This is a genomic window from Cellulomonas sp. SG140, from assembly GCF_025770785.1.
Lineage (GTDB): Bacteria > Actinomycetota > Actinomycetes > Actinomycetales > Cellulomonadaceae > Cellulomonas.
Genome location: NZ_JANZLA010000003.1, coordinates 80669 through 95687 on the forward strand (window position 1 = coordinate 80669; position 15019 = coordinate 95687).

General features: G+C 72.7%; 14 protein-coding genes. 9 read left to right on the forward strand and 5 right to left on the reverse strand.

Translation table 11 applies throughout. The features are described from left to right. Positions 1-2 precede the first annotated feature (2 nt). The 4 genes from N0B34_RS06785 to N0B34_RS06800 all read left to right on the forward strand — a co-directional run bounded on the left by N0B34_RS06785 (position 3) and on the right by N0B34_RS06800 (position 2758). Positions 3-1202: a phosphoglycerate kinase gene (locus N0B34_RS06785; RefSeq protein WP_263730580.1), complete on the forward strand. Its 1200-nt coding sequence runs from the start codon at positions 3-5 to the stop codon at positions 1200-1202. Between the two features lie 3 nt (positions 1203-1205). Continuing rightward, positions 1206-2000, forward strand: a complete 795-nt coding sequence (tpiA, locus tag N0B34_RS06790; protein ID WP_263730581.1) for a triose-phosphate isomerase — start codon at positions 1206-1208, stop codon at positions 1998-2000. 152 nt (positions 2001-2152) lie between these two features. Further along, positions 2153-2395: a preprotein translocase subunit SecG gene (gene secG, locus N0B34_RS06795; protein WP_263730582.1), complete on the forward strand. Its 243-nt coding sequence runs from the start codon at positions 2153-2155 to the stop codon at positions 2393-2395. Between the two features lie 15 nt (positions 2396-2410). Next, the gene (locus N0B34_RS06800) at positions 2411-2758 is read left to right on the forward strand and encodes an RNA polymerase-binding protein RbpA (protein WP_263730583.1); all 348 of its coding nucleotides are present in this window, start codon (positions 2411-2413) and stop codon (positions 2756-2758) included. A gap of 20 nt (positions 2759-2778) precedes the next feature. Here N0B34_RS06800 and pgl read toward each other — a convergent pair whose 3' ends face one another. From pgl to tkt, 5 genes are read right to left on the reverse strand one after another with little or no spacing between them, the layout of a single operon-like run. Further along, positions 2779-4254: a 6-phosphogluconolactonase gene (gene pgl / locus N0B34_RS18040; RefSeq protein WP_318529965.1), complete on the reverse strand. Its 1476-nt coding sequence runs from the start codon at positions 4252-4254 to the stop codon at positions 2779-2781. Positions 4255-4258: 4 nt separating this feature from the next. Continuing rightward, the gene (locus tag N0B34_RS06815; RefSeq protein WP_263730584.1) at positions 4259-5176 is read right to left on the reverse strand and encodes a glucose-6-phosphate dehydrogenase assembly protein OpcA; all 918 of its coding nucleotides are present in this window, start codon (positions 5174-5176) and stop codon (positions 4259-4261) included. Beyond that, positions 5173-6714, reverse strand: coding sequence for a glucose-6-phosphate dehydrogenase (zwf, locus tag N0B34_RS06820; RefSeq protein ID WP_263730585.1), 1542 nt, complete (start codon positions 6712-6714; stop codon positions 5173-5175). Before zwf ends, N0B34_RS06815 begins: the two co-directional genes overlap by 4 nt. Then, positions 6711-7871: a transaldolase gene (gene tal / locus N0B34_RS06825; protein WP_263730586.1), complete on the reverse strand. Its 1161-nt coding sequence runs from the start codon at positions 7869-7871 to the stop codon at positions 6711-6713. The genes zwf and tal overlap by 4 nt, the downstream gene beginning before the upstream one ends. 58 nt (positions 7872-7929) lie before the next feature. Then, positions 7930-10107 carry a transketolase gene (gene tkt, locus N0B34_RS06830; protein ID WP_263730587.1) on the reverse strand — a complete coding sequence of 726 codons (2178 nt, stop codon included), beginning with the start codon at positions 10105-10107 and terminating at the stop codon, positions 7930-7932. A 407-nt stretch (positions 10108-10514) separates the two neighbouring features. Here tkt and N0B34_RS06835 point away from each other — a divergent pair, with 407 nt between their 5' ends. The 5 genes from N0B34_RS06835 (at position 10515) to scpB (ending at position 15007) form a co-directional block, all read left to right on the forward strand. Then, the gene (locus N0B34_RS06835) at positions 10515-11468 is read left to right on the forward strand and encodes a heme o synthase (protein WP_412175707.1); all 954 of its coding nucleotides are present in this window, start codon (positions 10515-10517) and stop codon (positions 11466-11468) included. Between the two features lie 30 nt (positions 11469-11498). Beyond that, positions 11499-12437 (forward strand): site-specific tyrosine recombinase XerD, encoded by a 939-nt coding sequence (gene xerD, locus N0B34_RS06840; RefSeq protein WP_263730588.1) that lies wholly within the window; start codon positions 11499-11501, stop codon positions 12435-12437. Positions 12438-12514: 77 nt separating this feature from the next. Next, positions 12515-13375 carry a ParA family protein gene (locus tag N0B34_RS06845; RefSeq protein ID WP_263730589.1) on the forward strand — a complete coding sequence of 287 codons (861 nt, stop codon included), beginning with the start codon at positions 12515-12517 and terminating at the stop codon, positions 13373-13375. After that, entirely contained in the window at positions 13359-14276 is a 918-nt protein-coding gene (locus tag N0B34_RS06850; RefSeq protein WP_412175708.1) for a segregation and condensation protein A, read from the forward strand. Before N0B34_RS06845 ends, N0B34_RS06850 begins: the two co-directional genes overlap by 17 nt. Continuing rightward, complete coding sequence (gene scpB / locus N0B34_RS06855) at positions 14273-15007, forward strand: SMC-Scp complex subunit ScpB (protein WP_263730590.1); 735 nt, start codon at positions 14273-14275, stop codon at positions 15005-15007. Before N0B34_RS06850 ends, scpB begins: the two co-directional genes overlap by 4 nt. The last annotated feature ends 12 nt before the right edge of the window (positions 15008-15019 follow it).

Sequence of the window (15019 nt, forward strand, 5' to 3'; positions counted from 1 at the left end):
CCATGAAGACCATCGACGACCTGGGCGATCTGCGCGGCAAGCGCGTGCTCGTCCGCTCCGACTTCAACGTGCCGCTCGACGGCACGACGATCACCGACGACGGCCGCATCCGCGCCGCGCTGCCGACGCTGCAGGCGCTGCTCGCCAAGGGCGCGCGCGTCGTCGTGATGGCGCACCTCGGCCGCCCGAAGGGTGCGCCGGACCCCAAGTACTCCCTGGCGCCTGTCGCGGCCCGCCTCGGTGAGCTGCTCGGCCAGCCGGTCGCGCTGGCGGAGGACCTCGTCGGCCCCTCCGCGAAGGCCACGGTCGCTGCGCTCGAGGACGGACAGGTCGCGCTGCTGGAGAACGTCCGGTTCGACGCCCGTGAGACGAGCAAGGACGAGGCCGAGCGCGGCGCGCTGGCCGACGAGCTCGCCGCCCTGGCCGACGCGTTCGTGTCGGACGGGTTCGGTGTGGTGCACCGCAAGCAGGCGTCGGTCTACGACGTCGCGCTGCGCCTGCCGCACGCGGTCGGCAAGCTGGTGCTGAAGGAGGTCGAGTCGCTGCGCAAGGCGACCGACGACCCGGCCCGGCCGTACGTCGTGGTGCTCGGTGGCGCCAAGGTGTCGGACAAGCTCGGCGTGATCGAGAACCTGCTGACCAAGGCCGACCGCCTGGTGATCGGCGGAGGCATGGCGTACACGTTCCTGGTGGCCCAGGGCCACCAGGTCGGCACGTCGCTGCTCGAGGCGGACCAGGTGGACACGGTGAAGGGCTACCTCGCCCAGGCCGAGACGTCCGGTGTCGAGATCGTGCTGCCGGTGGACACGGTGGTCGCGCCGACGTTCGCTGCGGACGCCCCTGCCACGGTGGTCGACTCGGACGCCATCCCGGCGGACCAGATGGGTCTCGACATCGGCCCGAAGAGCCGCGAGCTGTTCGCCGCCAAGATCGTCGACGCCAAGACCGTGGTCTGGAACGGCCCGGCCGGCGTGTTCGAGTTCGAGGCATTCGCGGCCGGCACGCGCGCCGTGGCGCAGGCGCTGGTGGACGCCGGCAAGAACGGCGCCTTCACCATCGTCGGTGGTGGCGACTCCGCCGCAGCCGTGCGTCAGCTCGGCTTCGACGAGGCCGACTTCGGCCACATCTCGACGGGTGGCGGCGCCTCCCTCGAGTTCCTCGAGGGCAAGTCCCTCCCCGGCATCGCCGTCCTGGAGGGTTGAGGCATGGCTGACCGCACCCCGCTGATGGCGGGCAACTGGAAGATGAACCTGGACCACCAGCAGGCGATCCAGACAGTCCAGAAGCTGGCCTGGCTGCTCCAGGACGCCAAGCACGACTACACCGCCGTCGAGGTGGCCGTGCTGCCGCCGTTCACCGACCTGCGCTCCGTGCAGACGCTGGTGGACGCCGACAAGCTCGACATCGTCTACGGCGCGCAGGACGTGTCGGCGCACACGTCGGGCGCCTACACCGGGGAGATCTCGCCGGTGTTCCTCACCAAGCTCGGGTGCACCTACGTCGCCGTCGGCCACTCCGAGCGGCGGCAGTACCACGCCGAGGACGACGCCCTGGTCAACGCCAAGGTGAAGGCGTCCCTGGCGGCCGGCCTGGTGCCGATCCTGTGCATCGGCGAGGAGCTCGAGATCCGGAAGGCCGGGACGCACGTGGCGCACACGCTGGCCCAGCTGGACGGGGCGCTCGAGGGCCTGTCGGCCGAGCAGGTGGCGACGCTCGTCGTGGCGTACGAGCCCGTCTGGGCCATCGGCACGGGCGAGACGGCGACCCCGGAGGACGCCCAGGAGATGGCCGGCGCCATCCGTGCACGGCTGGTCGAGCTGTACGACCAGGCGACCGCGGACGCCGTGCGTGTCCTGTACGGCGGTTCCGTGAAGTCCGGCAACGTCGCCTCGATCATGGCGAAGCCGGACGTCGACGGTGCCCTCGTCGGAGGCGCGAGCCTCGACCCGGAGGAGTTCGCGGCGATCGCCCGCTACCGGTCGCACGCCGTCGGCGCCTGACCTGCATACGCGACCGGCCCGGGTCCTAAGGCCCGGGCCGGTCGTCGTCCTGCGATGCGATGGTGGATCAGGGCCGTCGCGTCGCCTAACCTGTACGCGGCCTCGCCCTGCGGCCCTGTCTCCGTCCTACGAGTGAGGATCGACCCCACACCGTGAATGCCCTGCGCATCGCTCTTCAGGTGGCACTGGTGCTGACCAGCCTGCTGCTCGTGCCGCTCGTCCTGCTCCACAAGGGCAAGGGCGGTGGCCTCTCCGACATGTTCGGCGGGGGCATCACCAGCAGCGCCGGCTCGTCCGGCGTCGCGGAGCGGAACCTGAACCGCATCACGATCGGCGTCGCCGTCGTGTGGTCGCTCGTCATCGTCGGGCTCGGGCTCGTCCAGCGCTGGTCCTGAGGGGGCTGAGTAGTCATGGCAAGCGGAAGTGCTATCCGGGGCTCGCGCGTCGGCGCGGGTCCGATGGGTGAGGCGGAGCGCGGCGACGCCGCGCCGCGCGTGTGGATCTCCTACTGGTGCGCCAACGGGCACGAGACCAGGCCGAGCTTCGCCGAGGAGGCGGTCGCGGAGGCCCCGGTGACCTGGGACTGCCCGCGGTGCGGCTTCCCGGCCGGGCAGGACCAGGCGAACCCGCCGTCGCCCGTGCGCAACGAGCCGTACAAGACCCACCTGGCCTACGTGAAGGAGCGCCGCTCGGACGAGGACGGGGCTGCGATCCTCGACGAGGCCCTCGCGGCGCTCCACGCTCGCCGCGGTCGCTGACCGCCGCAGGCGGGCTCAGTTCAGCGCACGACCAGGATCGCCATCCCGTCGTAGCCCTTGCGGCCGACGGTCTGGATGACGGTCCCCTCGACGTCGGCACGCTGCGCGACGCGCTCGAGGAACTGCCGGGTGCCCTGGACGCGCGCGTCGGGGTGGTCGGCCTCGAGGACCGCGCCGCCGCGCACGACGTTGTCCACCACGATGACGGTCCCGGGCCGCGAGAGCGCGACGACGAGGTCGAGGTAGCGCGCCAAGGACTGCTTGTCGGCGTCGACGAAGACGAGGTCGAACGCCTCCGTGCCCTCGTGGATCATCCGCTCGAGCGTGGCGGTCGCCGGCCCGATCTCGATCTGCACCCGATGGCCGATGTCCGTCGCATCGAGGGAGCGCCGGGCGACGGCGGCGTGGTCGGCGGAGAGCTCGAGCGACACGACGACGCCCTCCGGGCCTGCGCCGCGCGCCAGCCACCACGTCGAGTAGCCGCCGAGCGTTCCCAGCTCCAGCACGCGGCGCGCGCCCGTGGCCCGGGTGAGCAGCTCGAGCAGGCGGCCCTGCGGTGCGCTGACCGCGATGTCGGGCAGAGCAGCGGCCGTCGCCGCCGACGCGATCGAGTCGGGGACCGTAAGGTCGCCGAGCAGGGGAGCGACGAGCTCGTCGACCTCGGCCCAGGTGGACCCGGGCCCCTCCGTCTGGCGCCGCGCCGGTCCCGGCTCGGAGCGCGTCTCGCCGGCATCGACGGCCACGTGCGACGCCGCTGCGACGTCCAGCAGCCAGAGGGTCCGGACGGCGCCGACGGCGCCCGCGGCCGGCACCTCGGTCGACGGCGCCCCACGCAGGGCAGCGGCCACGGCATCGGCCTTGCCGTCGCCGGCTGCGACGACCCACACCTCGGCGGCGGCCTGGATGGCCGGGAAGGTCAAGGACACCCGCGGGGGCGGAGGCTTGGGGGAGTCGTCCTCACCGACGACGGTGCGGTCCGACACGGAGAGGGTCGCGTGGCCGGGGAACAACGAGGCGACGTGGCCGTCCGGGCCCATCCCGAGCAGCAGGACGTCGAACGACGGCACCGCGAGGTCGGCATCAGCAGGTGCGTGGCGAGCGAGCTCGGCGGCGTAGAGCCGAGCCGCCGCGTCGGTGTCCGGTACCTGCGCCGTGCGCGCCGGCATCGCGTGGACGTGGTCGGCCGGGAGGGCGTCGCCGAGCGCGTCGAGCAGCGCCTCGCGGGCCTGGACCTCGTTGCGATCCGGGTCGCCGTCCGGCAGGAACCGCTCGTCACCCCACCAGACGTGCACGTCGGACCAGTCGACCGCGCCCCGGACCGGGCTCGCGGCGACGGCACGGAGCACGGCGATGCCGACGGTGCCGCCGGTCAGCACGACGTGGACCGGGCTGTGGTCCGACTGCAGATCCACCAGCCGGGTCAGCAGCCGTGCGGCGGTCGCCTCGGCCAGGACGTCCGCATCCGGGTGGACGACGACGTGCGGTGCGCGGTTCACCTGGTCAACCCTCGATCCTGGCGAGGCCCTTCGTCAGCACCTCGCCGTACACCTCGTCCGGGTCCAGCCGGCGCAGCTCCTCGACCAGGCACTCACCGAGCTGGCGGATCGGCAGGGCGATGCGGTGGTCGGGCTGGTCCGGCTGGTGCAGGGCAGCGGTCTTGCCGTCGGGCCGGTCGAGCACGATCGGCCCGCTGCTGCGCTCGAGGCGGACCTGGGTGATGGCCGGTGCGCCCTTGACGCGCTCGACGTGCACCGGGCAGCGCAGCGCCCAGGCGAGCCAGGCGGCCATCAGGTCCACCGACGGGTGCGTGCTCTCGCCGACGACGACGGCCCGGTGCACGGGCTCGTACGGCGGCTGCTCGAGGGTCGCGGCGATCAGCCCGCGCCACAGCGTGGCGCGCGCCCACGCGAGGTCCGTGTCGCCGTCCTGGTAGACGGCGGCCAGTCGCTCGAGGGTCTTCGACGGCGACGTGCACTGGGTGGTGTCCGTGATGCGACGGCGACCCATCCGCCCGAGCGGAGCCGCGGAGGGGTTCTCCGGGACCTCGTTGGGCCACCAGACGACCGTGGGCGCGTCCGGCAGCAGCAGGGGTGTGATCAGGGTGTCCATCTCCTGGTCCATGTCCCCGGCGGGCCACAGCAGGATCACCTCGCTGGCGCCGGCGTCACCGCCGAGCCGGATCTGCGCATCCAGGTTCGGCCGCCGCTTCCGGCTGGTGGTGGACAGCACGATGATCCGGCACGGGTGCTCCCGGCTGGCGAGGTTGGCCGCCGCGATGGCGTCCTCCGGGTCGTGGTCACCGGTGTCGATCAGCAGGTTCATCACCCGGCCGAGGGCGACGACGCCGCCCTCGTCGCGCTCGCGCACCAGGCGGCGGTTGATCTCCCGCGTGGTGGTGCTGGGCAGGTCGATGATCATGGCCGCCTCCAGGCCCTGCCGTCGCGGGCCATCATCGCGTCGGCCGACTCTGGTCCCCAGGTGCCGGCGCGGTACGGGTCAGGACGGCCCTTGCCGGCCCAGTAGTCGATGATCGGGTCGAGGATCTTCCAGGAGAGCTCGACCTCTTCGTGCTGCGGGAACAGCGGCGGGTCGCCGAGCAGCACGTCGAGGATCAGCCGCTCGTAGGCCTCGGGTGACGACTCGGTGAAGGCGTGGCCGTAGCCGAAGTCCATCGTCACGTCGCGCACCTCCATCGCGGTGCCCGGGACCTTGGCGCCGAACCGCACGGTGACGCCCTCGTCGGGCTGCACCCGGATCACCACCGCGTTCTTGCCGAGCTCCTCGGTGGCCGTGGAGTCGAACGGCAGGTGCGGTGCCTTCTTGAAGACGACCGCGATCTCCGTCACCCGCCGGCCGAGCCGCTTGCCGGTGCGCAGGTAGAACGGCACCCCGGCCCACCGGCGCGTGTCGATGTCCACCCGGATGGCGGCGTAGGTCTCGGTGGTGGAGTTCGGGTTGAACCCTTCCTCCTCCAGGTAGCCGACGACCTTCTCGCCACCCTGCCAGCCGCCGGTGTACTGCCCCCGCGCGGTGTGCTTGCCCAGGTCACGCGGCAGCCGCAGCGCCGACAGCACCTTGGTCTTCTCCGCCCGCAGGTCCTTGGCGTCGAAGGAGACCGGCTCCTCCATCGCCGTCAGCGCCAGCAGCTGCATCAGGTGGTTCTGGATGACGTCGCGCGCGGCGCCGATGCCGTCGTAGTACCCGGCGCGCCCGGCGATGCCGATGTCCTCGGCCATCGTGATCTGCACGTGGTCGACGTAGTTGCTGTTCCAGATCGGCTCGAACAGCTGGTTCGCGAACCGCAGCGCCAGCAGGTTCTGCACCGTCTCCTTGCCGAGGTAGTGGTCGATCCGGAAGATGTCGTCCGGCCGGAACGCCTGGGAGACGATGTCGTTCAGCTCACGCGCGGACTGCAGGTCGTGGCCGAAAGGCTTCTCGATGACCACGCGTCGCCAGGTGCCCTCCTTGGGCTGCGACAGGCCCGATCGGGCCAGCTGCTCGCAGACCAGGGGGAACGCGCTGGGCGGCACCGAGAGGTAGAAGGCGTGGTTGCCGCCCGTGCCGCGGGTGACGTCCAGGTCCTCGACCGTCTCGCGGAGGTGGTCGAAGGCGACCGGGTCGTCGAACGTGCCCTGCACGAAGCGGATGCCCTCGGAGAGCTGCCGCCAGGTCGCCTCCCGGAACGGGGTCCGGGCGTACTGCTTCACCGAGTCGTGCACGATCTGGGCGAAGTCCTGCGTCTCCCAGTCGCGCCGGGCGAAGCCGGTGAGGGCGAAGCCAGGGGGCAGCAGGCCGCGGTTCGTCAGGTCGTACACCGCGGGCATCAGCTTCTTGCGGGCGAGGTCACCCGTCACCCCGAAGATGACCAGGCCCGACGGGCCCGCGATGCGGCGGAGCCGCCGGTCCCGCGGGTCCCGCAGGGGGTTGACGCCCTCAGCGATCTTGGCGGGGCTCACCGCACCCCCTCGCCGTCGCGGCCCGTCGGTTCACCTGCGGCCGCGTCGAGCCCCTGCTGCACGCTGCCGAGCAGCTCCGTCCAGGCAGTCACGAACTTCTGCACCCCTTCGGTCTCGAGGCGAGCGGTGACCTCGTCGATGGACACGCCGAGCTTCTCGAGGCGCTCGATCGTGGCGGCCGCGTCCGGCAGGGCACCGGTCACGGTGTCCGGCTTGATGGCGCCGTGGTCGGACACCGCGTCGAGCGTCTTGCCGGGCATGGTGTTCACCACGTCCGGTGCGACGAGCTCCTCGACGTACATCGTGTCGCGGTAGGCGGGGTCCTTGACGCCCGTCGAGGCCCACAGCGGCCGCTGGGGGTGCGCCCCGGCCGCGGCCAGCGCCTGCCAGCGTGGGCCGGCGCTGACCTCGGTGAAGACGCCGTAGGCCAGGCGCGCGTTGGCGATGCCGGCCAGGCCGCGCAGCGCTCCCGCCTCGGGGGTGCCGAGGGCGTCCAGCTGGGCGTCCACGGCGGTGTCGACGCGCGAGACGAAGAAGGAGGCCACCGAGGCGATCGGCGCCAGGTCGAGGCCGGCGGCCTTCGCGCGCTCCACCCCCGTCAGGAAGGCGTCCAGCACGGCTCGGTACCTGTCGAGGGAGAAGATCAGGGTCACGTTGACGCTGATCCCCTCGGACAGCGCCTGCGTGATGGCCGGCAGCCCCTCCGGGGTCGCCGGGATCTTGATGAACAGGTTCGGCCGCTCGATCTCCGACCACAGCGTGCGCGCCGAGGTGATGGTGCCCTCGGTGTCGTGCGCCAGCCGCGGGTCGACCTCGATGGAGACGCGTCCGTCGACGCCTCCGGTCCGCTCGTAGGCGGGCCGGAGGACGTCGCACGCGTCGCGGACGTCGTCCGTGGTGATCCGCAGCACCGCCTCCTCCACGGCGGCGCCGTCGGCGGCCAGCTCGGCGAGCTGAGCGTCGTAGGCGTCACCGTGGGAGAGGGCGGTGGCGAAGATCGAGGGGTTGCTCGTCACGCCGACCACCCCGCGTGCGGCGAGCTCGGCGAGCTCACCGCTGCGGAGCAGCTCCCGGGACAGGTCGTCGAGCCAGACGGCCACCCCGGCATCTGCCAGCCGCTGCAGAGCCGGGTCCCGGTGAGAGTCGTTCGTTGCCATGGTCGTTCCCCTTCCGGTGGTACGCGTCAGGCGGTGGCGCGCGAGCCTCGCCCCAGGATCACGCAGGCAGGTCTCCCGTGCCCTGCGCAGTGGGGGAGCCGGCGGTGGACGACGGCGCCCCGTCGCCGCGCGCCGCGGCCAGCGACTCGTGGGCGGCGGCCGCCACGGTCTCCGCCGTGATGCCGAACTCGCGGTACAGCGTCTCGTAGTCGGCGGAGGCGCCGTAGTGCTCGAGCGAGACGGCGCGGCCGGCGTCGCCGAGCAGCTTGTACCAGGACATGGCGATCCCGGCCTCGACGGACACCCGTGCGCGCACGGCGGACGGCAGCACCGACTCGCGGTACTCCTCGTCCTGCTCGGCGAACCACTCGAGGCACGGCGCGGAGACGACGCGCGTCGGCACCCCGTCCGCCTCGAGCTGCTCACGTGCGGCCACGGCCAGCTGCACCTCGGAACCGGTCCCGATCAGGATCACGTCGGGTGTCCCGGTGGACGCCTCGATCAGGGTGTAGGCGCCGCGCGTCACCCCGTCGGTGGTCGCGAAGCCCTGCTCGCCGCGCGGGAACGTCGGCACGTTCTGCCGCGTGAGGATCAGGCCGACCGGTCCGTCGGTGCGCTCGAGGGTGGCCCGCCAGGCGGCAGCCGTCTCGTTGGCGTCGGCGGGCCGGACGACGGCCAGGCCCGGGATCGCGCGCAGCGCGGTCAGGTGCTCCACCGGCTGGTGCGTCGGGCCGTCCTCGCCGAGGCCGATCGAGTCGTGCGTCCAGACGTAGACCGTCGGGATGCCCATCAGGGACGCCAGCCGGACGGCGCCGCGCATGTAGTCCGAGAACTGGAGGAACGTGCCGCCGTAGGCGCGGGTCAGACCGTGCAGCACGATGCCGGACACGATCGCACCCATCGCGTGCTCGCGGATGCCGAAGTGCAGGGTCCTGCCGTACTCGTCGCCGGAGAACTCCTTGGTGGAGCGCTTGGCCGGGATGAAGCTCGGCTCGCCCTTCATCGTCGTGTTGTTGGAGCCGGCGAGGTCGGCGGAGCCGCCCCAGAGCTCGGGCAGCACGGGACCGAGAGCCGAGAGCACGTCGCCGGACGCGGCGCGGGTGGCGACCGCCTTGCCGGAGGGGAACACCGGCAGGGCGTCGGTCCAGCCCTCGGGCAGCTCGTGGGCCGAGAGGCGGTCGAGCAAGGCGGCCCGGTCGGGGTTCGCGGCACGCCAGGCGTCCAGCTTCTCCTGCCAGCGGGCGCGCTCGGCCTTGGCCTTCTCGGCCAGGGAGCCACGGGTGTGCTCGAGCACGGCGGGGTCGACGTCGAAGCTCTTGTCCGGGTCGAACCCGAGCTCCTCCTTCAGGCCTCGGACCGAGTCGCCCCCGAGCTTGGAGCCGTGGGCGGCGTGCGAGTTGGTCTTGCCCGGCGTCGGCCACGCGATCAGCGTGCGCAGCGCGATGAACGACGGCCGGTCGGTGACGGCCTTGGCCGCCTCGATCGCCGCGGCCAGGGCGTCGACGTCCTCGACGTACCCGTCGGCGCCACCGACGGTCCAGTCCACCAGCTGGGTGTGCCAGCCGTAGGCGGCGTAGCGGGCCAGCACGTCCTCGTTGAACGCGATCTGTGTGTCGCCCTCGATGGAGATGTGGTTGTCGTCCCAGATGACGACGAGGTTGCCCAGGTCCTGCGTGCCGGCGATCGAGGACGCCTCGCCGCTGATGCCCTCCTCGAGGTCACCGTCGGACGCGATCACGTAGACCATGTGGTCGAACGGGCTGGTGCCGGGTGCGGCGTCGGGGTCGAGCAGGCCACGCTCGCGGCGAGCCGCCATCGCGAAGCCGACGGAGGACGCGATGCCCTGGCCGAGCGGCCCCGTGGTGATCTCCACGCCCTTGGTGTGCCGGAACTCGGGGTGGCCGGGCGTCTTGGAGCCCCAGGTGCGCAGGGCCTCGATGTCGGACAGCTCGAGGCCGAAACCGCCCAGGTAGAGCTGGATGTACTGGGTCAGGCTCGAGTGGCCGGCGGAGAGGATGAACCGGTCCCGACCGAGCCAGTGGGTGTCCGCCGGGTCGTGCCGCATCACGTCGTGGTAGAGCAGGTAGGCGGCGGGAGCGAGGCTGATCGCCGTCCCGGGGTGCCCGTTGCCGACCTTCTCGACCGCATCCGCCGCGAGCACCCGGACGGTGTCGACAGCCTTCCGGTCCAGGTCGGTCCAGCCGACGGTGGTGGCCAGGGGAGCCTTCGCGTTCACCACACCTCATTCCCGCCCGGGCAGGGCCGGACGACGACGTCGAGCGGCCCGCGGAGACCCGCGTCGGGGACGTTCGGACCGGCAGTCACCCCGCGCGCGTCGCGCCGACGGGTGCTGCGCCACGAGCCTATCGCCCACCTCTGAGCAACCGCTGGGCGGGCGCGAGGGGTGGGACGGCACCTCGGAGACGGGGGCACCCGGGACTCAAGTCCCAATCACGACGGGCGGTGCGTAGCATGACAACGCCCTAGGACGACGAGCCGACGATCGGACAGCACCGCGTGCGACTGACCAGCCCAGCGGAACAGGCGGGTGCGCCCGCGACGTCCGGAGCGCCCCACCACCCGTCCGCGGGCGGTGCCGGCCTGCGGCGGCCGCCGTCGGGACCGGGAGCCGTCGGCGCCGTCGTGGGACCCACTGGTCCGCACGGGCTCGTCGCCCTGCCGCCGGAGCCCCAGGGCTCGGGCCGCTGGGCGCGGCTGCGGCACCGCATCGGCCTCTACGTGGCGCTGACCAAGCCCCGCGTGATCGAGCTGCTGCTGGTCACCACCGTGCCGACGATGCTCCTGGCGCAGCGCGGGCTGCCGCCGCTGTGGCTGATCGCCGCCACGCTGGCGGGCGGTGCGGGCGGGGCCGGCGCCGCGAACGTCCTGAACTGCTACATCGACCGGGACATCGACCGGGTGATGAACCGGACGCGTCGGCGGGCGACGGCCACGGGGGTCGTCAGCCCACGGGCAGCGCTGACGTTCGGTCTGGTGCTCGCCGCGGCGTCGCTGACGTTCCTGTGGCTCGTGGTCAACCCCGCGTCGGCCGTGCTCACCGCCGCCGCGATCCTGATCTACGTGGTCGGGTACACGCTGCTGCTGAAGCGGCGCACCCCGCAGAACATCGTGTGGGGCGGGGCCGCCGGCTGCTTCCCGGTGCTCATCGGCTGGTCCGCGGTCACGGGTGGGGTCTCGTGGGCCGCGGCCCTGCTGTTCGGCGTGGTGTTCTTCTGGACGCCGCCGCATTACTGGCCGCTGTCGATGAAGTTCCGCCGGGACTACGCCGCCGCCGGCGTCCCGATGCTGCCGGTCGTGGCACCGGACCTGAAGGTCGCGCGCCAGATGCTGGGCTACGCGGTCGCGATGGTGGCGTGCAGCCTGCTGCTCGGTCCGGTGGCGCACCTGACCTGGGTGTACACCGTCGTGGCGGCGGTGCTGGGCCTGTGGTTCGTCGGCTCGTGCCTGACGCTGCTGCGCGCGGCCCGGGACCCCGAGCACCACCGGATGCGCGCCATGCGGGTGTTCCACCACTCGATCACGTACCTGACCCTGCTGTCCGTCGCCGTCTCGGTCGACGTGTTCCTGCCGTTCTAGCGGTCACCGAGCCGCCCAGATGAGCGCCAGATGAGCGAGGGTCCGCTGGCCGGGTCGCTCGACGCGTACCTGGCGCACCTGACGGTCGAGCGTGGCCTGTCCCGCAACACCCTCGCGGCGTACCGGCGGGACCTGAGCCGGTACCTGGCGTTCCTGACCGGGCGCGGGCGCACGGGACCGGAGGACGTGACGGAGCGCGACGTGGAGGACTACGTCCTGGCGGCGCGGACCGGTGCCGACGGCGGCGCAGCCCTGTCCGCCGCATCGGCGGCGCGTGCCGTGGTCGCGGCCCGCGGCCTGCACCGCTTCTGGCTGCTGGAGGGGCTGGTGCCGGCGGACGTGGCGCACGACGTCCGGCCACCGGCACAGCCCCGCCGCCTGCCCAAGGCGCTCTCGGTCGACGAGGTGGGGCGGCTGCTCGACGCAGCGGGGCTCGGCGACGGGCCGGCCGCGCTGCGCGACCGGGCACTCCTGGAGCTGCTCTACGCCACTGGGGCCCGCATCTCCGAGGCCGTCGGTGCGGACGTCGACGACCTCGAGCTGGACGTCGGTCGTGCCTGGATCCGGGTGCTCGGCAAGGGGTCCAAGGAGCGGGTCGTGCCCGTCGGGCGGTTCGCGGCCGCGGCCCTCGAGGCGTACCTCGTGCGGGGCAGACCGGCGCTGGCCGCAGCGGGCCGTGGGACGCCGGCCATCTTCCTCAACACGCGGGGCAGCCGGCTGTCCCGGCAGAGTGCCTGGTCAGCGCTGCGTACGGCCGCCGAGCGTGCCGGGCTGCCGGCCGCCGCGCACGTGTCGCCGCACACCCTGCGGCACTCGTTCGCGACCCACCTGCTGGCAGGCGGTGCCGACGTGCGGGTCGTCCAGGAGCTGCTGGGCCACGCCTCGGTGACCACCACGCAGATCTACACGCTGGTCACGCCGGAGACGCTCCGCGAGGTCTACGCGGCGAGCCATCCGCGTGCGCGCTGAGCAGGTGCGCGGTGGCCGGTCTGTCGCGGGCTCCCGCGGCAGGGCCTCCGGTAGGTTGTCCGCGTGGTGAACGCACGGTGAGCCAGACGACCGACACGCAACGGGACGCCGTCGGGCGTCCGCTGCCGGACTTCCCGGTCCCCACGACCCTGGCGTCGCACGGTCCCGCTCGTGTCATCGCGATGTGCAACCAGAAGGGTGGCGTCGGCAAGACGACCACCACGATCAACCTGGCCGCGGCGCTCGCCGAGTACGGCCGCACGGTCCTGGTCGTCGACTTCGACCCGCAGGGTGCCGCCTCGGTCGGTCTGGGCATCAGCCCGCACGAGCTGGACCACACCGTCTACAACCTGCTGATGGACCGGGGCGTCGGCTACGAGGACATCCTGCGGACCACATCGGTCCCCGGCCTCGACCTGCTCCCCGCGAACATCGACCTGTCCGCTGCCGAGGTGCAGCTGGTCGGTGAGGTGGCCCGTGAGTCGGCCCTGGCCCGCGCGCTGCGTCCCGCGCTCGACGCGTACGACGTGATCCTGGTCGACTGCCAGCCCTCCCTCGGCCTGCTCACCGTGAACGCCCTGACGGCGGCGCACGGCGTGCTGATCCCGCTCGAGTGCGAGTTCTTCGCGCTGCGTGGTGTCGCCCTGCTGGTGGAGACGATCGAGAAGGTGCGCGACCGGCTCAACCCGCGCCTGCAGGTCGACGGCATCCTCGCGACGATGTACGACTCCCGGACGCTGCACGCCCGTGAGGTCGTGGCGCGGGTGCACGAGGCGTTCGGCGACACCCTGCTGCAGACCGTGATCGGTCGCACCGTCAAGTTCCCGGACGCGACCGTCGCGGCCGAGCCGATCACCACGTACGCCCCGACCCACTCCGGTGCGGCGGCCTACCGACAGCTGGCGCGCGAGCTCGTCGCCCGTGGCGACGCCGCCTGAGGGCGCAGCCGCTCCGACGCAGCCCGTCGGCGACGTCGGCGCGCCCGTGGTCGACGGACCTGTGGTCCAGGGCGGTCGCGGCGCGTTCGAGGTGCACCTCGACGTCTTCTCCGGCCCGTTCGACCTGCTCCTCGGCCTGATCGCGAAGCACCGGCTCGACATCACCGAGGTGGCGCTCGCGCAGGTGACCGACGAGTTCATCGCGCACATCCGCGAGGCGGGGCGCGACTGGGACCTGGGCCAGGCGTCGGAGTTCCTCGTCGTCGCCGCGACCCTCCTGGACCTCAAGGCCGCCAGGCTGCTGCCGACGGGTGAGGTCGAGGACGCGGAGGACCTCGAGCTGCTCGAGGCCCGGGACCTGCTGTTCGCGCGTCTGCTCCAGTACCGCGCGTACAAGGACGTGGCGGCCGACATCGGCCAGCGGCTGCTGACCGAGGGGCGGAGGTTCCCCCGAGCCGTCCAGCTGGAGCCGCACCTGGCGGCGCTGCTGCCCGAGCTCGTGTGGCAGCTGGGCGCCGAGCAGCTCGCCGCCCTGGCGGCCAAGGCGCAGACCCCGCGTGCGGTCCCTCAGGTGGACCTGTCGCACCTGCACGCCCCACCGGTCAGTGTGCGGGAGCAGGCCGCGGTGCTGGTGGACCGGCTGCGGCGGCACAGCACGGCGACGTTCCGCTCGCTGGTGCAGGACGCGGAGTCGACGCTCGTCGTCGTCGCGCGGTTCCTCGGGCTCCTCGAGCTGTTCCGCGAGTCGGCCGTCGCCTTCGAGCAGGTGGTCCCGCTGGGCGAGCTGACGGTGCGGTGGACCGGTGCCGACGAGGGCGAGATCGCGGTGGCCGGCGACTTCGACCAGCTCGAGGCGGACGACGGACCGGAGCAGAGCTCTGCGGAGGAGGGCACGGCATGAACCAGGACCACCTCGACGGTGCGGAGGGGGACGACCAGACCGACCGGCAGTCGCCCGGTGCGACGGCCGACCCGTCCGTCCCGGACGGTGTCGACCCGTCCGGCTCATCCTCCAGCGCCGCCCAGCCGGCGGCTGACGAGCTCGCGTTCGACGTCGACCAGCTGCCCGGCGGTGCGACGGCGACGCTCGAGGCCGTCCTGATGGTGGCCGACGAGCCGGTCCCGGCCGTCCGCCTCGCCACCGTGCTCGCGCTGCCGGTCGACCAGGTCGAGCGGCTGCTGCGCGAGCTCGCCGACGAGTACGCCGGGCGGGACGGGGGCCGCCCGCGCGGGTTCGAGCTGCGCTCGGCGGCGGGCGGCTGGCGCATCTACTCGGCGCCCGCGTACGCCGACGTGGTGGGTCGGTTCGTGCTCGACGGGCAGTCCGCGCGGCTGACCCAGGCGGCGCTCGAGACCCTCGCCGTGATCGCGTACCGGCAACCGGTCACCCGGGGGCAGGTGTCGGCCGTGCGGGGCGTGAACGTCGACAGCGTCGTGCGCACCCTCACGGCGCGCGGACTCGTCGCCGAGGTGGGCACCGACCCGTCGAGCGGTGCGCTGCTGTACGCGACCACGGGATACTTCCTGGAGCGGATGGGCCTGTCGAGCCTCGACGAGCTGCCCCCGCTGGCGCCCTACCTGCCGGACATCGACGCGCTGGAGGGCCTCGACGGCAACGGAGGAGCGGTATGAGCGACAACGGGA

Coding starts and splice junctions, on each gene's coding strand:
- scpB (WP_263730590.1), top strand. CDS start 14,273: ATGAACCAGGACCACCTCGACGGTGCGGAGGGGGACGACCAGACCGAC.
- tal (WP_263730586.1), bottom strand. CDS start 7,871: ATGGCAACGAACGACTCTCACCGGGACCCGGCTCTGCAGCGGCTGGCA.
- N0B34_RS06800 (WP_263730583.1), top strand. CDS start 2,411: ATGGCAAGCGGAAGTGCTATCCGGGGCTCGCGCGTCGGCGCGGGTCCG.
- xerD (WP_263730588.1), top strand. CDS start 11,499: ATGAGCGAGGGTCCGCTGGCCGGGTCGCTCGACGCGTACCTGGCGCAC.
- N0B34_RS06785 (WP_263730580.1), top strand. CDS start 3: ATGAAGACCATCGACGACCTGGGCGATCTGCGCGGCAAGCGCGTGCTC.
- N0B34_RS06815 (WP_263730584.1), bottom strand. CDS start 5,176: ATGATCATCGACCTGCCCAGCACCACCACGCGGGAGATCAACCGCCGC.
- tpiA (WP_263730581.1), top strand. CDS start 1,206: ATGGCTGACCGCACCCCGCTGATGGCGGGCAACTGGAAGATGAACCTG.